This is a genomic window from Streptomyces sp. NPDC043176, assembly GCF_056436715.1.
The window spans coordinates 1-17517 of the sequence record NZ_JBWKCA010000049.1; the positions used below are offsets into that span (position 1 = coordinate 1).

General features: G+C 74.1%; 14 protein-coding genes and 1 pseudogene. 2 read left to right on the forward strand and 13 right to left on the reverse strand.

The window, feature by feature from the left end:
• From AC067A_RS37090 to AC067A_RS37120, 7 genes and pseudogenes are all read right to left on the reverse strand, one after another.
• Positions 1-154: pseudogene (locus AC067A_RS37090) on the reverse strand (RNA polymerase sigma factor SigF); the annotation flags it as partial.
• 299 nt (positions 155-453) lie between these two features.
• Positions 454-879 (reverse strand): SsgA family sporulation/cell division regulator, encoded by a 426-nt coding sequence (locus tag AC067A_RS37095; protein ID WP_479248009.1) that lies wholly within the window; start codon positions 877-879, stop codon positions 454-456.
• 136 nt (positions 880-1015) lie between these two features.
• Positions 1016-1405 carry an STAS domain-containing protein gene (locus tag AC067A_RS37100; protein ID WP_479248012.1) on the reverse strand — a complete coding sequence of 130 codons (390 nt, stop codon included), beginning with the start codon at positions 1403-1405 and terminating at the stop codon, positions 1016-1018.
• A complete protein-coding gene (locus tag AC067A_RS37105) occupies positions 1402-2505 on the reverse strand; it encodes a cobalamin B12-binding domain-containing protein (protein WP_479248014.1) in 1104 nt (367 codons plus the stop codon). Before AC067A_RS37105 ends, AC067A_RS37100 begins: the two co-directional genes overlap by 4 nt.
• Positions 2502-4184: a PP2C family protein-serine/threonine phosphatase gene (locus AC067A_RS37110; protein WP_479248016.1), complete on the reverse strand. Its 1683-nt coding sequence runs from the start codon at positions 4182-4184 to the stop codon at positions 2502-2504. The genes AC067A_RS37105 and AC067A_RS37110 overlap by 4 nt, the downstream gene beginning before the upstream one ends.
• 994 nt (positions 4185-5178) lie before the next feature.
• Entirely contained in the window at positions 5179-5619 is a 441-nt protein-coding gene (locus AC067A_RS37115) for an ATP-binding protein (RefSeq protein ID WP_479248020.1), read from the reverse strand.
• 93 nt (positions 5620-5712) lie between these two features.
• The gene (locus tag AC067A_RS37120; RefSeq protein ID WP_479248025.1) at positions 5713-6945 is read right to left on the reverse strand and encodes a PP2C family protein-serine/threonine phosphatase; all 1233 of its coding nucleotides are present in this window, start codon (positions 6943-6945) and stop codon (positions 5713-5715) included.
• Positions 6946-7052: 107 nt separating this feature from the next.
• Between AC067A_RS37120 and AC067A_RS37125 the strand changes: the two genes are divergently transcribed.
• Positions 7053-7565 (forward strand): MarR family winged helix-turn-helix transcriptional regulator, encoded by a 513-nt coding sequence (locus tag AC067A_RS37125; RefSeq protein WP_479248029.1) that lies wholly within the window; start codon positions 7053-7055, stop codon positions 7563-7565.
• A 119-nt stretch (positions 7566-7684) separates the two neighbouring features.
• Here the strand turns inward: AC067A_RS37125 and AC067A_RS37130 are convergent, their stop codons facing one another.
• The 4 genes from AC067A_RS37130 to AC067A_RS37145 all read right to left on the reverse strand — a co-directional run bounded on the left by AC067A_RS37130 (position 7685) and on the right by AC067A_RS37145 (position 15977).
• Positions 7685-8860, reverse strand: coding sequence for a PP2C family protein-serine/threonine phosphatase (locus tag AC067A_RS37130; protein ID WP_479248035.1), 1176 nt, complete (start codon positions 8858-8860; stop codon positions 7685-7687).
• Positions 8861-8921: 61 nt separating this feature from the next.
• Positions 8922-9290 carry an STAS domain-containing protein gene (locus AC067A_RS37135; RefSeq protein ID WP_479248039.1) on the reverse strand — a complete coding sequence of 123 codons (369 nt, stop codon included), beginning with the start codon at positions 9288-9290 and terminating at the stop codon, positions 8922-8924.
• 53 nt (positions 9291-9343) lie between these two features.
• A complete protein-coding gene (locus tag AC067A_RS37140) occupies positions 9344-11836 on the reverse strand; it encodes a SpoIIE family protein phosphatase (protein WP_479248042.1) in 2493 nt (830 codons plus the stop codon).
• A 112-nt stretch (positions 11837-11948) separates the two neighbouring features.
• Positions 11949-15977 carry a HAMP domain-containing protein gene (locus AC067A_RS37145; protein WP_479248046.1) on the reverse strand — a complete coding sequence of 1343 codons (4029 nt, stop codon included), beginning with the start codon at positions 15975-15977 and terminating at the stop codon, positions 11949-11951.
• A gap of 282 nt (positions 15978-16259) precedes the next feature.
• On the opposite strand from AC067A_RS37145, the gene AC067A_RS37150 reads away from it, so the two are divergent.
• Positions 16260-16487: a DUF5133 domain-containing protein gene (locus AC067A_RS37150; RefSeq protein ID WP_479248051.1), complete on the forward strand. Its 228-nt coding sequence runs from the start codon at positions 16260-16262 to the stop codon at positions 16485-16487.
• A gap of 175 nt (positions 16488-16662) precedes the next feature.
• On the opposite strand, the gene AC067A_RS37155 is transcribed toward AC067A_RS37150, so the two are convergent.
• Positions 16663-16824: a DUF5670 family protein gene (locus tag AC067A_RS37155; RefSeq protein ID WP_479248055.1), complete on the reverse strand. Its 162-nt coding sequence runs from the start codon at positions 16822-16824 to the stop codon at positions 16663-16665.
• A gap of 102 nt (positions 16825-16926) precedes the next feature.
• Positions 16927-17298 (reverse strand): hypothetical protein, encoded by a 372-nt coding sequence (locus tag AC067A_RS37160; protein ID WP_479248058.1) that lies wholly within the window; start codon positions 17296-17298, stop codon positions 16927-16929.
• Positions 17299-17517: the final 219 nt, after the last annotated feature.

A 17517-nucleotide genomic window follows, 5' to 3' on the forward strand; every position in this document is an offset into this window, starting at 1 on the left:
GCGCGTACTGGTACTCGTGCGTCCCCTCCTCCAGCGTCGCCAGCTCCCGGAAGAAGACCTTCGACAGGGCCCTCGCGTCCTTGGGCGCGACCGCCAGCGTGTCCGGGATCTGCGGCAGCGCCCCCGCTCCGGCCTCGAGTCCCGTGGTCGACATCGCGGTGACCGTCACACCATTCCCCTCTCACGTGTATTCCTCAGCGGGACGCGTGGCCCCGAGGTTGCTCGCCTACCCGGTCTTCTCACGTCCACACCCAACAACTTCTCACGTTTTCTCGGTCGGTTCCTTCACCCCGGTCGACGGGCGGAGGGAACCTCGAACGCCTGCACGGCACCGTGCACGACGTCTCGTCGCCGGTTCCCGAGCAGCGCGGCCCGGACGACGAGGGAACCGCTCCACGGGTTCCGTACGCGGACGGGGGCCGTCCCCGTACGGGCGGTCCGGCGCACCGCACTTCAGCGCCTCAGGGACGCGAGCAGCGGCCCCCAGTCGATGTGGCGTTCCTCCGTGCCCTGCGGCACCAGGACGAAGGTGTCGCGCACGAAGCGGTCGAGTGCCTCCTGCTCGCACCTGACGACGGCGCGCTGCCCCGCCGGCCCGAGCTTCAGGAGGAGTCCGCCGTCGGGGGCGGGACCGAGCCGGACCTCGCCGTCGCCGGTGGGCCGGAGCGATCCGGTGAGGATCATCTCGCGGTCGACGCGCCACACCACCGGGTCCTCGCCGAGGAGGTGGAAGGCGATGGTCAGGGCGTGGGGGTCACGGGAGTCGTAGCCGACGGTGGTGTCGATCCGGACCGCCAGGTCCGGGGTGAGCAGTTCCATGGCCATGGGCCGGGTGAGGACGCGCGGTGCGGGGAGCGGCGCGACGGGGTGCTGGAGCATGTGGGGTCCTCCGGCTGAAAGGCTGTCAGCGAGCGGGTGCGGTGTCCGCTTGACCCGTCCCGTCTCTGTTACACCTCGTGCCGCCGTGGCGGATGTGCCGATGGTGTGAGGATCGCGTGAACGTCGTGAAAGGCCGTCAGGGACCGGTGGGACGAGGGCCCTCCGCCGCGCCGCTCGGGGTGTCGCCGTCGGGCCCGGCGGTCTCGGACCGGCCCGTCAGGTGCTCGTACGTGCCGGTGAGGAGGAGCAGCCGGTCGAGGAAGGGCGGTCTGCGGTCCAGGTGCAGCGGGACGCCCGCGGCCTCGGCGAGCCGGTGGAGGGCCAGCAGGGCGGAGAGGCCCGTCGAGTCGCACAGGGTGAGTCCGGCGCAGTCGACGCGGAGTTCCGCCGGGTCGAGGTGGGCCCGGGCCGCGTCCAGCAGCTCGTCGGCGCCGTCCCAGACCAGGTCGCCGGCGAGCGTCACGTACAGGACCCTGTCGGGCGCGGCGACGGCCTTGACCTCGAAAATTTGGTCGGGGGTGTTCACGAGTGGGGTCCGGGGGCGGGCGGGGCGGGTACGCGGAGGAGGGCGCGGCGCCCGGCGGCGAGGTGCGCCCGCGTGCGGGGGAAGTCGTGCTGGGCGTCGGCGAGCAGGTCGAGGGCGGCGACCAGGGCGTCGCCCGGGACGCCGCGGGCCCGGAGGATCCCGGCGGTCCAGGTGACGAAGCCGGTGAACAGCTCGGCGTCGTCGGCGTAGAGGGACGCGCCGAGGAAGTCGACGATGTGGGCGATGTCCTCGGCGGTCCGCTCCCGCTGCCGGTCGGTGTACGAGGCCGTCGCCGGGACCGCGTCCTCGAGGCCCTGGAGGACCTGGCGGACCAGCTGGGTCCGGGCGCGCGTGACCAGGGTGTACTCCTGGTCGGCGAGGTGGGGAAGGTCCCCGGCGGCGGGCCCGGCCGCGTCCGCCCGCCGCGGGCCGGCGGCGAGGAGACGGGCGGCGGCCCGGGCGTCCGGCGCCCACCCGTCGGCGCCCAGCAGGCGGGCGTAGCGGCCGTCGGGGCCGAAGGCGGCGCCGCCGACGAGGACGGGGAGCCCGATGGCCTGGATGGCGGTGACGGCGGCGTGGGCCGTCGGGAGCCGGACCGGGAGGGAGGACGAGAGGGCGACGACGTCCGTGCCGGTCTGGTGCAGGTGGGCGATGAGGTGGGGGGTGGGGACGTGCGCCCCGAGGTAGTCGACGAGGAAGCCCCGGCCGCGCAGGACCTCGGCGAGGAGACGGGCGGGCAGGGCGTGCCACTCGCCGTCGACGCAGGCGACGGTGACGCGCCGGGGCGCCTCCCCGGTCTCCGGCCGGGGACCGGTCCCGTCCGCCGTGCGGTGGGCGAGGGCGGCGACGACACGGTCCTGGATGGCGGTGGCGGCGTGCTCCTGGGCGACCCCGATGCGGCCGGCGGCCCATTCCGCGCCGACCCTGGCCTGGACGGGGCCGATCACGTCGACGAGGAGGTCCTCGGCCGGGACCCCGGCCTCGTGGGCGCCGAGGACGGCGGCGGCGGCCGCCGGTTCGTCCCTCGCCTCCAGGGCCGCCCACAGCTGTCGGCGGGTGGCGGCGAGGTCGGCGGTCGACAGGGCGGTCTGCGTGCTCATGCGGTGTACCTGCCCCGGGTGTGGCCGTTCACCGCCGACAGGTGGGTGGTGTGCGGCGCGGTGATGGCGACGACCGCCATGTCGTCGTGAGCACCGCGGCCCACCCAGTCCCCGGCGATCATCTGCACGCGCTCGACGACGGCCTCGGCCGGGAGCCCCACGCACTCGGCGAGCGCGGAGCGCAGCCGGTCCTCGCCGAACATGGCCGAGCCGAGCGGCCCGCCGCGGGCCTCCGTGATCCCGTCCGTGTAGAGCACGCAGGTCTCGCCGGGCGACAGGTCCACGGTCGCCGACCGACTGGTGACGACGGGGAGGGCGCCCACCAGGGTCCCGCCGGTGTCCGCCTCCTCCACCTCTCCCGTGGCACGCAGGACGAGCGGGCGGGGGTGGCCGGCGCTGGTGAGCCGGAGCCGCACCCGGCCGCCCGTGCGCCGCACCGAGGCCAGGACCAGGGTGGCGAAGCGGGTGTGCCGGGCGGTCAGCAGGGCGCCGTTGAGCAGCCGCAGGACGTCCTGGTGGTTGCCCGCGAGGGGCAACAGGGCCTGCACGGTGCTGCGGATCCGGCCCGTGAGCACGGCGGCGTCCAGCCCCTTGCCGCACACGTCGCCGAGGACGGCGAGCGTCTCCTGGCCGTCCTCGGTGCCGGGGTGCACGTCGTAGAAGTCGCCGCCGATCCGCTCGGTGTCCTGGGAGGTGCGGTAGCCGCCGGCGAAGTCGACCCCGCCGACGTGGTGGAGCTGGGGCGGGAGGAGTTCGGCGATCAGCGCGCGCGTGATGCGGGCCTGCTCCGCGTAGAGGCGCGCGGCCGACAGGGCGGCGCCGGCGCGGGCGGCGAACAGCCGGGCGAAGAGCTCCTCCGAGGCGTCGAAGGCCCGCTGTCCGCCGCGCCGCAGGAGGATCAGGGCGCCCGCGGGCACGCCGTGGCCGGGCAGCGGGGTGATGGCGACGGACCCGGGGGTCCCTCCGCAGCCCTCGGGCACGGCCCAGGAGGGCAGTTCGGCCGGGTCGATCCAGCGGGCGGGCACCGGCGGGAAACCCTGCAGTGCCTCGGCGAGACCGGGCACGAGGGTCGGGTCCAGGGCGAGCTGGGTCCGCTCGAATCCACCGCCCATGGCGGTGACCACGGTGTAGCGGTTCCGCACGGGCGGGGAGATCACGAGGGCCGCGTCGCCGAGGTGGTCGGCGGCGAGCAGGGCCGCCTTCTCCAGGCAGCGGTCGGGGTTGAGCGAGGCCAGCAGCTGGGTGGACGCCTCGGTCAGGATCGCGTGGCGCTCCCGTTCGGTGCGCAGGGCGTCCTGCGCCGCCGTCAGGTCGGAGTCGTCCACCAGCCACCAGGCCACGTCGCCGTGGCCGGACTCGGTGGGGTGGGCCCTCAGGAGCCGGCCGTCGTGGCTGCCGCGCAGCGGGGCGGGTCCCGCCCGCACCGGAGCCGCGGCGGCGGGTGTGCGTGCCGGGTGGGCCAGCCGCCGGTGGGCGTCGGCGAGCCATCGCGGGACGACCTCGTCCAGCCACTTGCCGACCCCCATCCGCGGGAAGAGGTCGGCCGCGGCGGCGTTGAACTCCACGACGCCGCCCTCGCGGTCGGCCACCACCGCCGGATGCGGCGACCCGAGCCAGGAGGTGCTCCCCGCTCCCGCGGTCTCCCGGGAGCGGCCGGACTCGTCTTCGAAAACAGTCATAAGCGTGGCCCGCGCGTAGTGGCCCGCCACCTTCCCACTCGACGACAGCTCGTCCGTCCCACCCTTCCGCAGTGGGCGCCGCACATCAAGTCAACCCCCTCTTCCGGGACATCCCGCCTTTCCCCCCACTACCCGCACGATTCCGGCCCAGGTGCTTCACCGGACGCGGCCCTCGGATGGCGGTGAGGACGAGGACCGCCCGGTCGTCGTCGATCTCGTGTCCGCCCGTGAAGTCGCGCACCGCCCGGGCGAGGGCGTCGACGACCTGCTGGGCCGAGGAGCGGTGCTCCGGCGACGGCCTCGGCGAGGCGCTCCTCTCCGAACCGTTCGCCCGCGCCGTCACGGGCCTCCGCGGTGCCGTCGGTGGAGAGCAGCAGGTTCCCGTGCGGGTCGAGATGCAGGGTGCGAGGGACGGGCGTTCCGGCCTGGCGAGATGCAGGGTGCGCGGGACGGACGTTCCGGCCTGGGGAGCGGCGTGGACGTCATTGCCCTTCCGCGTTCCCCGGTCCTCCGGATTCATGACGGAGGAAGGCGTTTCGGCGCGGTGTTCGCGGTCAGTCGGATCCTCGAACGCGGTCCGCTCCCGGAAGGATTCCGTCGTGCCGGTCATGCTGGTCCTGATCTTCGGTGTCGGTGTGGCGATGACGTGGTGGAGCGTCGCGCCCGTCCCCCGCGGTCCGCGGCAAGAGCCCCGGTGACGCCCCGGAGCGGTCCCGCCCGCTTTCCACGGACGGACGAAGGGTCCGGCGAACGGGGACACGCATCCCTGTTCGTGTGCCAGGAGGCTCACCTGCACGGCCGGTGTGCGGCCGCGGCCTGCCAGGAGGTCGACCCCTCCCGGTGGGGACCGGCTCCGCCGCCTCGCCCAGGGTGCGGAGGCCGAGAGGGCTTGCGGGCGCTGCCCGGTACGCGGCCCGTGCCTGCGCTCGGCCCCGGCGCGGCCGCGGCGTCAGCGCGATCGCCGTTCCGGCGGGTTCGCGGTGGCGGCGTACTCCTACAGGAGGGAGAGGCGGGCGCGGACCCGCTTCCCCTCCGGGGCGGGCTCGACGGTCAGCCTCTCGCAGACGGCGACGACGATCTCGACGCCGTGCTGACCGATGCGGCGGGGGTCGTGGCCGCGGAGCACGGGGGCGGCGGCCTCCTGGTCGAAGACCGAGATCTCCAGGAAGTCGCGGCCCAGTTCGAGGAGGAGCCGGCAGGGGCCGGCCGTGTGCCGGATCGCGTTGGTGACCAGTTCGCTGACCACCAGCTGCGCGAGCTCGACGCGCTCCTCATCGACCGGTCCGGGCAGCACGGTCGGGGCGGCCGCGAGGAACTCGGCCGTGAAGGCGCGGGCGGAGGCGATCGCCCCGCCACGGGCGGCGTCGCCGTAGACGGCACCCGCGTAGAGCAGGGGCTCCGGGACCGCGCGTTCCGCGGTGATCGCGTCCGTCATGACGCTGGTACTCCCCTCGTCCTGGGTCGGCGGCTGGGCTCTTCGTACCCGCCTTTCCCCTCTTCATGGTTCCCACACCGCCCGCAACGCGGATCACACGCCCGCCGACAGCCCGTCAAGGGGACGTCGGTGCGGTCGGCGTGGCTCCCCGCGCCCTCCCTCGCCCGGGGTTCCGGCCTCGTGGCCGCGCCAGTCGAGACAGAGTACGAGGACGGCGTCCGGCGCGCCACGGGGTGTCCCGTGCAGCGCCCGCAGGACGGCCCGGGGGACGTCCGCGCCCTTCCGGCGGCGTGCGCCGGTGAGGGCGCGGGCGACGGGACCGTCCGGCGCCTCGTGCCCGTCGCCGGCCGTCGGCTCCCCGGTGCCGTGGGCGACGAAGACCAGCCGGTCGCCGCGCAGGAGGCGCAGGCGCTGGGGGGTGTAGACGGTGTCCTCGAACATGCCCAGGGGCAGTTGGCGGTCCAGTTCGATGCGCTCGGTCACGGTGGAGCGGACACGCCAGAGCGTCGGCGACCCGGCGTCCACCACCTCGGCCTCGCCGGTGGTCAGGTCGAGCCGGAGCAGCAGGGCGGAGAGCGGGTGCTCGCCGCGGTACTGCCCGTAGAGCGCCTGGTCGGTGAGGCTGGCCTGGGTCACCAGGTCGAGCCCGGCCCGCCGGGCGTTGCGGATCGCCGTCAGGGCGAGGGTGCTCGCCAGGGCGGCCGGGGTGCCGGGGCCGGTGCCGTCGGCGACGACGATCACCAGGTCCCGCTCGGTGGCGCTCCAGTCCAGGAGGTGCCCTCCGGAGGTGTACGCGGGCTCCCAGTGGGCGTGGAGGTCGAAGGCCGGTCCGGTGCAGGCCCGGCCCGGCAGGGTGTCCCACTGCATCTCCCCCGCGACGCTGAGGGCGTGCGTCCTGCGGGTGCGGCGGTACAGGTCGGTGTGGCGGTCGGCGACGCGCAGGGCGTGTCCGAGGGTCTCGGCGACCCGGGCGAGGCTCGCGGTGGTCTCCGGGGTGGACCGGTCCGCGGGCAGGACGACGACCAGGACGCCGAATCGGTCGCCGCGGACCGTGACGGGCAGGTAAACGGTCGCCGTGGGCCCGACATCGCAGAAAAGATATGGTTGCTGGGTGCGGAAGACGCGGCCGGCGGGCCCCGCGTCCACGGGCGCGTGCGGCATCCCGGCAGGTGCCTGGACGGGCTCCACGGGGCACAGGGTCGTGAATCCGTAGTCGACGAGCAGCAGGTCGGCGGAGGTCGCGGCGTACAGGTGCGCCAGACTGGTACGGAGGGAGTCCAGGAGGAGGTGCGGTGCCGCCCCGCGCAGTGCGCCTTCCACTGTCACGTGTCGATCCACCGGATCCGTACCGCCTTCTGGAGAGATGTGGAGATGACCGGTCCGTCGCAAGGCCGCTGTCCCCGGCCCGGGACGTCCGAGGAGGATCGGCAGGCATGAACGGCAACTCCGCCCCGCCGCCGCGGGAACCGCAGCGGACGGCCGAGTCCGCCCGGGAGCTCATCGAGCTGCTGGAGGTGCTGTGGGAGCGCGGCCGGGACATGGTGTCGTCGACACCCGTCTCGGCGAGTCAGCTGCGCGTGTTGTACAGCCTGGACCGCGAGGAGGGCATCAGCCTGCGCACCCTGGGCGAGCTGCTCGGCTCCGCACCGCCCTCGGTGAGCCGCATGTGCGACCGGCTGGAGGCGCTGGGCTTCGTGCAGCGGTTGCCCAGCCCCGTGAGCCGTCGGCAGCTGGAGCTGCACCTGACCGTGCACGGCAAGGCGTACCTGCGGGACCTCCGGGCCCAGCGCGAGGAGGCCCTGCTCGCGGTCATCGAGGACATGTCGCCGACGAGCCGCAAGGCGCTGCTGCGGGGGCTCGCCGGGTTCCACGAGGCCGTGGGAGGGGGCGGAGCGGCCGCCTCGTCACCCGCCCGCACGCCGCTGAAGGACGTCAGTTCGGCCTGATCCCCGCGCGGCGCCGGCTCCGGCCGGGCGCACACCCCATGTCCTCATTGCCACCCCTGGTCGTCCTTGACGGCGTTCTTCACGGGCACCCGCCAGATGTTGCCCCAAGGATACAGTTGTCACACGGCAACTGTTGACACGGTGCCGTGCCAGTCGAGGCAGACGACCAGGGCGTCGTCCTCCAGCGGGCTGCCTCCGTGGTGGAGGGCGAGCTCCCGGAGCACCGCCTGCGGCACGTGGGTGGGCGGCAGCAACCGCGTCCCCCGCAGCGCGCGGGCCAGCGCCCGGTCCCCGTAGCTCTCCCCCGCGGGCGAGACGGCCGCGTACACGCCGTCGCTGCCGAACAGCAGCCGGTCGCCCGGCCGCACCGCGAACCGCTCGGGCACGTACACGGTGTCCTCGAACATGCCCAGGGGCAGCTGCGCCTCGAAGCCGATGGGCTCCACCGCCTGCCCCCGCTGCCGCCACAGACGGGGCGACCCGGCGTCCACGGCCTCCACCTCGCCCGTGGCCAGGTCGAAGCAGAGCAGCAGCACCGACACGAAGGCCTCCCCCCGGTACTGGGCGTACACGGCCTGGTCCGCCAGCGCGGCCTGGTCCACCAGCGGGAGGCCGGCCCGGCGGGCGTTGCGGAGCGCGTTGATCGCGAGGTTCGTCAGCAGGGCGGCCTCGATGCCCTCCCCCATGCCGTTGGTGACCGTCAGGGTCAGCCGGCCGTCCGAGACCGACCAGTCGTAGTTGTCGCCGAAGATGGCGTAGGCGGGCTCCAGATGGGCGGCGAGGGCGAACTCGGGACGGGCACAGGAACGGCCGGGCAGCAACTGCCACTGCATCTCCGCCGCGAGCGTGAGCCGCGTCGCACGCCGCGCCAGGACGTACAGGTCCGTGTCGCGCTCCGCCACCAGGATCTCGTGGCCGAGCGCCTCGCAGACCTGGGCGAGCCTTGGCAGCAGCGGCCTGAGGTCGGCCTCCACGGACAACTCGGCCGTCAGCACCCCCAGCCGGTCCCCGCGGACGGTGACGGGCAGGTGGAGCCGGAGCGCCCCGGGCTCCCGGACCACGTGCGGCTCCTGGGCGCCGAAGGCACGCCCCTGGGGACTGTCGTGGATCGGCACCGACGGATCCGCCCCGGAGACGTGCCCGACGAGCTGGAGCGTCCGCAAACCGTAGTCGGCCAGCCGGAGTTCCACCCGCAGCACCCCGCAGTGCTCCCTCAGGGCGTCCTCGACGACCCCCACGAGCCGGTGCGGAGCCGCCCGGCGGAGCGCCTGCTCGATCTCGGCGATCTCGTGCACGGTCCTCCTCTTCCTCTTCCCTGAGCCCGGTCCCGTGCACGGGGACCGCGCCACCCGTCCGCTATCTCGCGCCGCCGGCCGCGGCCAGCGCGTCCGCCACGCCGTCGTGCGGCGGGATCGTGGTCGTCACGCCGGTGATCTCCAGGATGCGGCGCACGGCCGGCGTCGGCGCGGCGAGATACAGGTCGCCGCCGGTCTCCCGCGCCCTGTTGACCGCCCTGATCAGGACGTTCAACCCCGAGGAGTCCATGAAGACGAGGGCGGACAGGTCCAGCACGAGACGGCGCCGCCCCTGGCGGAACTGTTCCGCCAGGAGGTCCTCCAGCCGGCCGGTCGTCTCCATGTCCAGCTCACCCTCCACGGTCAGCACCGCCGTGCGGTCGTCACGGATCTCGACGTCGACATCCAGGTTCGGTACTCGCTCGGACATGTTTCCTGCTTTCCATGGGGGGTGGGGTCGGTCTTGGGGCGGACGGACGGGGGTCACGACACCTGGACACCGACCACGCACGTGTCGTCGTCCGTGTCCGACTTGCTGCGCGCCAGCAGCTGGTCCAGCCGGCGTTCGAGACTGTCGGACGGCTGCCGGGCGACGGCGAGCAGCTGGGCGACGGATTCGTGGACGGCGGTGTCCCGCCGCTCGACGAGCCCGTCGGTGTACATCAGCACCGTGTCGCCGGGTTCGAGCTGCAGCTCCGTCTCCTCGTACTCGACCTCCGCGAGGGCCCCCAGCAGCAGCCCGCTCAGGAGCGGCAGGTCGAGCGCCTCCTCCCCGCGGACCAGCACCGGCGGGAGGTGCCCCGCGCGGGCCCAGCGCAGCGTACGGCTCCCGGGGTCGTATATGCCGCACACGGCGGTGGCCGTCACATGGGCGGTGAGGTGGTGGGCGACGCTGTTGAGCCAGGACAGCAGCTGCCCCGGTCCGGCGCCCGTGACGGCGAGGCCGCGGAGGGCGTTGCGCAGCACCACCATGCCGGTGGCGGCCTCCACGCCGTGGCCGGCGACGTCCCCGACGCACAGGAGCACCTTCTTGGACGGCAGCACGACCGCGTCGTACCAGTCGCCGCCCACCAGGGACTCGGACTCGGCGGGACGGTAGCGCACGGCGACGTCGAGTCCCGGCGCGTCGAGCGGCGGCTTGGCCGGCGGCATGATGGCGTGCTGGAGCTGGAGGGTGAGCCGGTTGCGTTCCTCGGCCTCCTCCTCCGTCGCCGCCAGCCGGTCGCGGGTGGCCGTGAGGGCGACCTCGGTCCAGTGCTGCGCCGAGATGTCCTGGTAGGCGCCCCGGACGGTCTGGAGACCGCCGTCGGTGCCCAGGGCCGGTTCGGCGGTCACCCGGATGTGCCGCGTGACGCCGTCGTGGCGGAGCATGCGGAAGGCGGCGGAGCCCACCCGCCGCTGGTACAGCACCTTCTGGAGGAAGCGGCGGATGATGCCGGCGTCGTCGGGGTGGGCGTGGGCGGCGAGGTCGCGCAGGGCGACCGGCGGCTCCGTCGGCCTGCGGCCGAAGAGCTCGTACAGCTGGCCGTGCCAGGTGATCTCCCCGGCGACGACGTCCTCCTCGAAGGCGCCGACCCGGCCGAGGCGCTGGGCGTGCTGGAGGAGGCTGGCGAGGTGTGCCGACTCGTCCTCGACGCGCCAGATGAGCAGGACGCTCGCGCCGTGCCGGCTGATGCTGATGTCGGCGAGCGAGGCGAGCGGCACCTGGCCCACCAGGGCCGTGAGCCGGACCCGGCGGGCGCGGAACGGCTCCCCCGTGGCGTAGACCCGCTCGATCCGTTCGAAGAGTTCGCTGCCGCCCGCCGTCGCCGGGTACGCCTCCAGGAGCAGGGCCCCGTCGACGGAGCCGCGGGGCCGTCCGGCCGGATCCCGGAAGTGCGCGTTGGCGTGCCGGATGCGGAAGTCGACGAGCTTCCCCGCCTCGTCCAGGTGGGGGGTCAGGACGAGGGCGGGGTCGTAGAGCCCGTCCGAGAGTTCGGCCAGCGCCGGCGCCCCGTCCCCGCCGGGGTCCGGGAAGCCGCCGGGGGACGCCTCGGGCAGCGCCTCCAGGGTGTGGGCACAGAGCTCGGCGAGGGCCTCGATCTGGCGCTCCACGGCCTGCGGCAGGGGGTCGAGCGGGCGGGCCCAGCAGATCTCCAGGACGCCGTGGATGCGGCCGCCGGTTCCGGCGGGGACGACGACCCGGCCGCCGTCGGGATGGCGCGCGCGGCCGATCGAGGGGATGCCCGCGGCCGCCAGGGAGGCGTACCGGACGGTGCGGCGCCCGACGAGCGCCTGGCGGGCCGCGGTGGTCACCCCCGGCGGCACGTAGTGCCAGCGGGCCGCCTCGTCGAGGCCGAAGCCGGCGTGGCCGCGCAGGCTCAGCGAGGTGTCCGGGCCGGTGGTCCAGATCGCCACGGCGACGGCGCCCAGGGGTTCGAGGGCGTGCCGGAGCAGCGACTCGGCGACGGCCTGGGTGTCGCCGGCGCTGAGCGCCGCGCTCTCCGCCGTGCGCAGCCGCACGGCGACCGAGGCGGCGGGGGCGGGGGCGGCGGGCTCGCCGACGGCCGTCCTCACGAACTCGTCCGCCGCCTCGGCCATCCGGTCCTGGGCCGCCTGGTTGATGATGTCCGCGGCCAGCTCCAGCTGGGACAGCCCGGCCCGGTCGGCGAGCTCCGCGAGCTGGCGGGCCGCCTGGGCGGGGCCGCAGCCCAGGCGCTCGACGATGACCCCCTTGGCGAGTTCGATCAGGGCGCGGCCCTCGGCCGCCGCGTGCGCGGCGCGCACCTCGCCGCGCAGCCGTTCCACCGTGGCGGCCAGCCGGCCGTCGGCGGACGCGGCTGCCGCCCCGCCGTCGGCGGGGTACGGGATGGCGGTGCCGGGGGCCGGGGGCGCGACGGCACCTGCCTCGGGGAGGCCGGGGGTCCGGGGTTCGACGGTGCCTGCCTCGGGGAGGCCGGCGGACGGGTCTCCGCCCGGGAAGCGGGGGCCACTCACGTCGGCGACTCCTCGGTCGGGGCGGCCCCGGGGCCGCCGTGCGGACGGGGCCGGGGCGCGTTGGTCCGGCGCTCCGGGGTCGGGCGGGGAGCGGGCGGTCCCGCGGGGACGGTCACGAGGCGGCCTCGCCGTCGAGCCAGCGGCTGACGCAGGCGATGAGTTCGTCGGCGTCGACGGGCTTGGTGACGTAGTCGCTGGCCCCGGACGCGAGGCTCTTCTCCCGGTCGCCGGGCATGGCCTTCGCGGTGACGGCGATCACGGGCAGGTCCGCGTACTGCGGCAGCTCCCTGATCCGCGCGGTCGCCGTGTAGCCGTCCATCTCCGGCATCATCACGTCCATCAGGACGAGGGCGACGGCCGGGTTCGCCAGGAGCGTCTCGATCCCCTTCCGCCCGTTCTCGGCGTGCAGCACGGTGATGCCGTGCAGCTCCAGGATGCCGCTGAGGGCGTACAGGTTGCGGGCGTCGTCGTCGACGGCGAGGACGGTCCTGCCGCGCAGGGTGGTGTCGATGGCATGGGGCGCGGGCGCCCAGTGGTCGCCGCGCACCAGGGGAACGACGTCGCCGGGCTGCTCCGCGGACAGGTGGAGGGCGATCCGCTCGCGCAGCTCGTCGAGGCTGGAGAGGAGTTCCAGCGGGCGGCGGCGGGCGAGGTCCTGGAGGGCGCCCTCCTCGTCGGCGGGGAGCCGGCGGTTGTTGTGGGCGAGGACGGGGACGGTGCGCAGCGCCTCGTCGCCGTCCATGGCGCCCAGGAAGCGCAGGGCGTCGCCGTCCGCCATGTCGACGTCGAGCACGACGCAGTGGAACGGCTGGGTGGCGAGCGCGGAGGCGGCCTCCTGGGGGCCGACGACCGCGATCAGTTCGATGTCCGCCCGGCCCGTGTGCCCGCCGTCGGCGGCGAGTTGGGTGACCGCGTTCTCGGCGACGACGGCGAGGAGCCCGCGCGGACGCTCCTCGATCACGAGGAGGCGCCGGGTCGGCCGGGCGGCCGGGGCGCCGGGCAGTGCGAGCGCGCCGCCCCGGGCCGGGGCCGGGACGGTGAGCACCGCCGAGGGGTCCGCCGACGGGGCGGCGGGGTCGGGCTGCTCGGTGAAGTCGGTGCGGGTGACGGGGAGGTAGAGGGTGAAGGTGCTGCCCTCGCCGGGCACGCTCGTGACGGTGAGGGCGCCGCCGAGCAGATGCGCGATCTCGCGGCTGATGGAGAGGCCCAGGCCGGTGCCGCCGTACTTGCGGTTGGTCGTCCCGTCGGCCTGCTGGAAGGCGCCGAAGATGGCCTCCAGGTTCTCGGGGGCGATGCCGATGCCGGTGTCGGCGACGCGGAAGGCGACGACGGGGCCGCCGGGGTGCACGGACACGGGCAGCTCGGCGTCCGAGGCCGGTTCGATGCGCAGCTCGACGCTGCCGTGCTCGGTGAACTTGACGGCGTTCGACAGCAGGTTGCGCAGCACCTGCCGGAGCCGCGTGTCGTCGGTGACGAGGTCGACGGGGACGCCGGCGGCCGTGGAGACCGCGAAGGCGAGGCTCTTCTGCGAGGTGAGGGGGCGGAACGTGGCCTCGACGTAGTCGAGGAGCCTGCGCAGGGGCACGCGCTCCGGGTTGAGGTCCATCTTCCCCGCCTCCACCTTGGAGAGGTCGAGGATGTCGTTGATCAGCTGGAGCAGGTCGGAGCCGGCCGAGTGGATGATGCCGGCGTACTCGACCTGCTTGGCCGTGAGGTTGCGGGTCGGGTTCTGGGCCAGCAGCTGGGCCAGGATCAGCAGGCTGTTGAGCGGGGTGCGCAGTTCGTGGCTCATGTTGGCCAGGAACTCCGACTTGTACGTGGAGGCCAGGGCGAGCTGCTGGGCACGGTCCTCCAGCTCCTGCCGGGCCTGCTCGATCTGGAGGTTCTTGGCCTCGATGTCGCGGTTCTGCGTGGCGAGCAGGGCCGCCTTCTCCTCCAGCTCGGCGTTGGAGCGCTGGAGTTCCTCCTGCCGCACCTGGAGTTCCTCGGTGCGCGAGCGGAGTTCGCCGGCCAGGCGCTGGGACTCGTCCAGGAGTTCGTCGGTGCGGGCGTTGGCGACGATGGTGCTCAGGTTGACGCCGACGGTCTCCATGAGCTGTTCCAGGAAGTCCCGGTGCACGGAGGTGAAGGGGCTGAAGGACATCAGCTCGATGACGCCGAGCACCTGCTCCTCGACGACGACCGGCAGCACCACGAGGCTGCCCCGGGACGTGCTGCCGAGGCCCGAGGAGATCGTGACGTAGTCGGCGGGGACGTTCTCGGCGGCGATGGTGCGGCGGCTGCGGGCGGCCTGTCCGACGAGCGACTCGCCCAGCCGGAAGCGGACCCGGTCCTGGTCGCCGGCGGGGCGCCCGTAGGAACCGACGAGGCCGAGCTCGACGCCGTCGGCACCCTCCTCGGCGAGGTAGAACGCCCCGTACTGGGCGGCCACGAGCGGGGTCAGCTCGTCCATGACGAGTTCGGCGACGACGGCCAGGTCGCGGTGGCCCTGCATCAGCGCGGACATCCGGGCCAGACTGGACTTGAGCCAGTCCTGCTCCTGGTTGGCCCGCGTCGTCTCGCGCAGCGAGCCGACCATGGCGTTGATGTTGTCCTTGAGCTCGGCCACCTCGCCCGACGCCTCGACGGTGATCGAGCGGGTGAGGTCGCCCTCGGCGACGGCGCTCGCGACCTCGGCGATGGCGCGAACCTGGCGGGTGAGGTTGCCCGCCAGCTCGTTGACGTTCTCGGTCAGCCGCTTCCAGGTACCGGAAACCCCCTCGACCTCGGCCTGGCCGCCGAGCCGGCCCTCGCTGCCGACCTCGCGGGCCACGCGGGTCACCTCGGCCGCGAACGAGGACAGCTGGTCGACCATCGTGTTGATGGTCGTCTTCAGCTCCAAAATCTCGCCCCGGGCGTCGACGTCGATCTTCTTCGACAGGTCGCCGTTGGCCACGGCGGTCGTGACCTGGGCGATGTTCCGGACCTGTCCGGTCAGGTTGTTCGCCATGGAGTTGACGTTGTCGGTGAGGTCCTTCCAGGTGCCGGCCACGTTCGGCACCCTGGCCTGGCCGCCGAGCCGGCCCTCGGTGCCGACCTCGCGGGCGACGCGGGTCACCTCGTCGGCGAAGGCGGACAGGGTGTCCACCATGGTGTTGATGGTGTCGGCGAGGGCGGCGACCTCGCCCTTGGCCTCCACGGTGATCCGGCGGGAGAGGTCGCCGCGGGCCACGGCGGTGGCGACCTGGGCGATCGAGCGCACCTGCCCGGTGAGGTTGGAGGCCATCACGTTGACGTTGTCGGTGAGGTCCTTCCAGGTGCCCGAGGCACCCCGGACGGTGGCCTGGCCGCCGAGATTGCCCTCGGTGCCGACCTCGCGGGCGACCCGGGTCACCTCGTCGGCGAAGGCCGAGAGCTGGTCGACCATCGTGTTGATGGTCGTCTTCAGCTCCAGGATCTCGCCCCGGGCGTCCACGTCGACCTTCTTCGACAGGTCGCCGCCCGCGACTGCGGTGGCGACGTGGGCGATCGCCCGCACCTGCGCGGTGAGGTTCCCCGCCATCGAGTTGACGGAGTCGGTCAGGTCGCGCCAGGTACCGGAGACGCCCTTCACGTCGGCCTGTCCGCCGAGGATGCCCTCGGTTCCCACGTCACGGGCCATGCGCGTGACCTCGTCGGCGAAGGCCGAGAGCTGGTCGACCATCGTGTTGATGGTGTTCTTCAGCTCCAGGATCTCACCGCGCGCGTCCACGTCGATCTTCTGGGAGAGGTCGCCCTTGGCGACGGCCGTCGCCACGTGGGCGATGTCACGGACCTGGGTGGTGAGGTTGCCGGCCATCGCGTTCACCGAGTCGGTCAGGTCGGCCCAGGTACCGGAGACACCGGGCACGGCGGCCTGCCCGCCGAGCGTCCCTTCCGTGCCGACCTCGCGCGCCACCCGCGTCACCTCGGAGGTGAACAGGGACAGCTGGTCGACCATCCCGTTGAACACCCGGGAGATCTCGCCCATCAGCCCCTGCGCCTCGTCCGGCAGACGGGTGCCGAAGTCGCCGTCCCTCACGGCCGTGAGCCCCGCCAGCAGCTGACGGAGTTCAGGCTCGACCACCGCGGCCGGCCCGGGGTGCTCCCGGCCGGAGGAGCCCTTGGTCGTCGTCTCAGACATGCCCATCCTCGTTCCCCACCACGCTTGCGCACACGGACCGTGCGGCTCACGCCGCGCGCCGGACATCCGCTCCCCCGGGACGGCTCCGGCTGCCGCGATCGTTGCCGTACGGCAATCATGACGACATTACCCCTCCGTGATCGACAAGAGGAGGGCGGTGCCGGGTCATCCGGCCGGAACCCGTCCCCTCCGGCCCCGGCCGGGGGGCATACGACGCCGGGACCGGGGTACACGCGCGTCGAACCGGGCGGTCCCCGCCCCGACGACGAGGGGAGCAGTACGTTGCTGATGGCCCACCCCGCGGTCCTGCGCAATCTCATCGAGCAGTACGAGACGCTCAAGGTGCTCCAGGCCGAGAACGGCGGCGAAGAAGTACGGCGGCGCATGGACGACCTCGCGTACACGCTGTGCGTCTCCACCGGCACGCGTGACGTGGACACGGCGCTGATCGCGGCCCGCCATCGACTGCCGGGCGCGCGCCCCGAGGACGACTCGGTGCTGAGCGCCTGAGCACACGACCGAGCCCGGCACTCTCCGAGGAGGTGCCGGGCTCGGTCACGTCACAAGCGAGCCCGGCACTCTCCGAGAGAGATGCCGGGCTCGGTCACGTCACGGGCGAACCCGGCGCTCTCCAAGGGAGGTGCCGGGCTCGGTCACGTCACGGGCGGGCGCGCCGCGGGGCCGCCTACCAGCGGTACCAGCGGCCCGTGCGGCCCTTCGGCCGGGCCACGAAGCCCAGCAGCCACAGGATGAGCACGATGACGGCTATCCACCAGAGCGCCTTGACGGCGAAGCCGGCGCCGAAGAGGAGCAGGACGAGCAGCAGTACGAGAAGCAGGGGGACCATGCGGATCGACCTCCGTAAGGACGGTGACGGAAAGGGAAAGGGACGGCCGGACGGCATGCACACGCGTACCGGCCTCCTGCGGGAGCGGGAAGCGCCTCCCGCTCAGCCGCGGCGTTCGAAGAACAGGGCCACCGGGCCGAGGTCGCGCCGCGCGGCCCGGCGCCCGGCCCGGCGCCCCCACCCGTACGCGAGGACGAGGGCGGCCGCCGTGCCGACGGCGGCACCCGCCGCCACGGTCCGGTGCGCACGCGCGGCGGCCCACAGGTCGCTCCCGGCGCCGCGGGCCACGTACGCGGCCGCGCGGGCCTTCTCGGCGAACGGGGCGGGCAGGACGTGCAGCCCCCCGAGCGCGGCCGGCTCGTACCCCTCGGCCACGTCGGGGTCGTCCACTCGCCTCAGATCGGGGTAGTCCGGGACGGCGTAGGGGCCGGTCCAGCGGAACTGGTTCCGTTCGGTGTTCTCCGAAGCACTCATAGGCACCGTCTCGCCGGACTCCCGCACGTTAAACCTGGTGGACCCGAGCCCGCCGTTCCCGCCCGGCCCGTTCCCCCGGGCGCTGCCCTCGCACTGTCCGACGGACGACGGACCTCGTCCGGCACGGAGAGGGGGGGGGGGGGGGGGGGGGGGGGGGGGGGCGGGGCGGGCCGGGCCCCCCCCCCCCCCCCCGGGGGGGGCCGGGGGGGGGGCCGCCCC

What these genes read in the sequence shown, in the direction of transcription:
- AC067A_RS37095 (WP_479248009.1), bottom strand. Translation starts at nt 879, where the DNA reads ATGCTCCAGCACCCCGTCGCGCCGCTCCCCGCACCGCGCGTCCTCACC.
- AC067A_RS37105 (WP_479248014.1), bottom strand. Translation starts at nt 2,505, where the DNA reads ATGAGCACGCAGACCGCCCTGTCGACCGCCGACCTCGCCGCCACCCGC.
- AC067A_RS37110 (WP_479248016.1), bottom strand. Translation starts at nt 4,184, where the DNA reads ATGACTGTTTTCGAAGACGAGTCCGGCCGCTCCCGGGAGACCGCGGGA.
- AC067A_RS37115 (WP_479248020.1), bottom strand. Translation starts at nt 5,619, where the DNA reads ATGACGGACGCGATCACCGCGGAACGCGCGGTCCCGGAGCCCCTGCTC.
- AC067A_RS37125 (WP_479248029.1), top strand. Translation starts at nt 7,053, where the DNA reads ATGAACGGCAACTCCGCCCCGCCGCCGCGGGAACCGCAGCGGACGGCC.
- AC067A_RS37135 (WP_479248039.1), bottom strand. Translation starts at nt 9,290, where the DNA reads ATGTCCGAGCGAGTACCGAACCTGGATGTCGACGTCGAGATCCGTGAC.
- AC067A_RS37145 (WP_479248046.1), bottom strand. Translation starts at nt 15,977, where the DNA reads ATGTCTGAGACGACGACCAAGGGCTCCTCCGGCCGGGAGCACCCCGGG.
- AC067A_RS37155 (WP_479248055.1), bottom strand. Translation starts at nt 16,824, where the DNA reads ATGGTCCCCCTGCTTCTCGTACTGCTGCTCGTCCTGCTCCTCTTCGGC.
- AC067A_RS37160 (WP_479248058.1), bottom strand. Translation starts at nt 17,298, where the DNA reads ATGAGTGCTTCGGAGAACACCGAACGGAACCAGTTCCGCTGGACCGGC.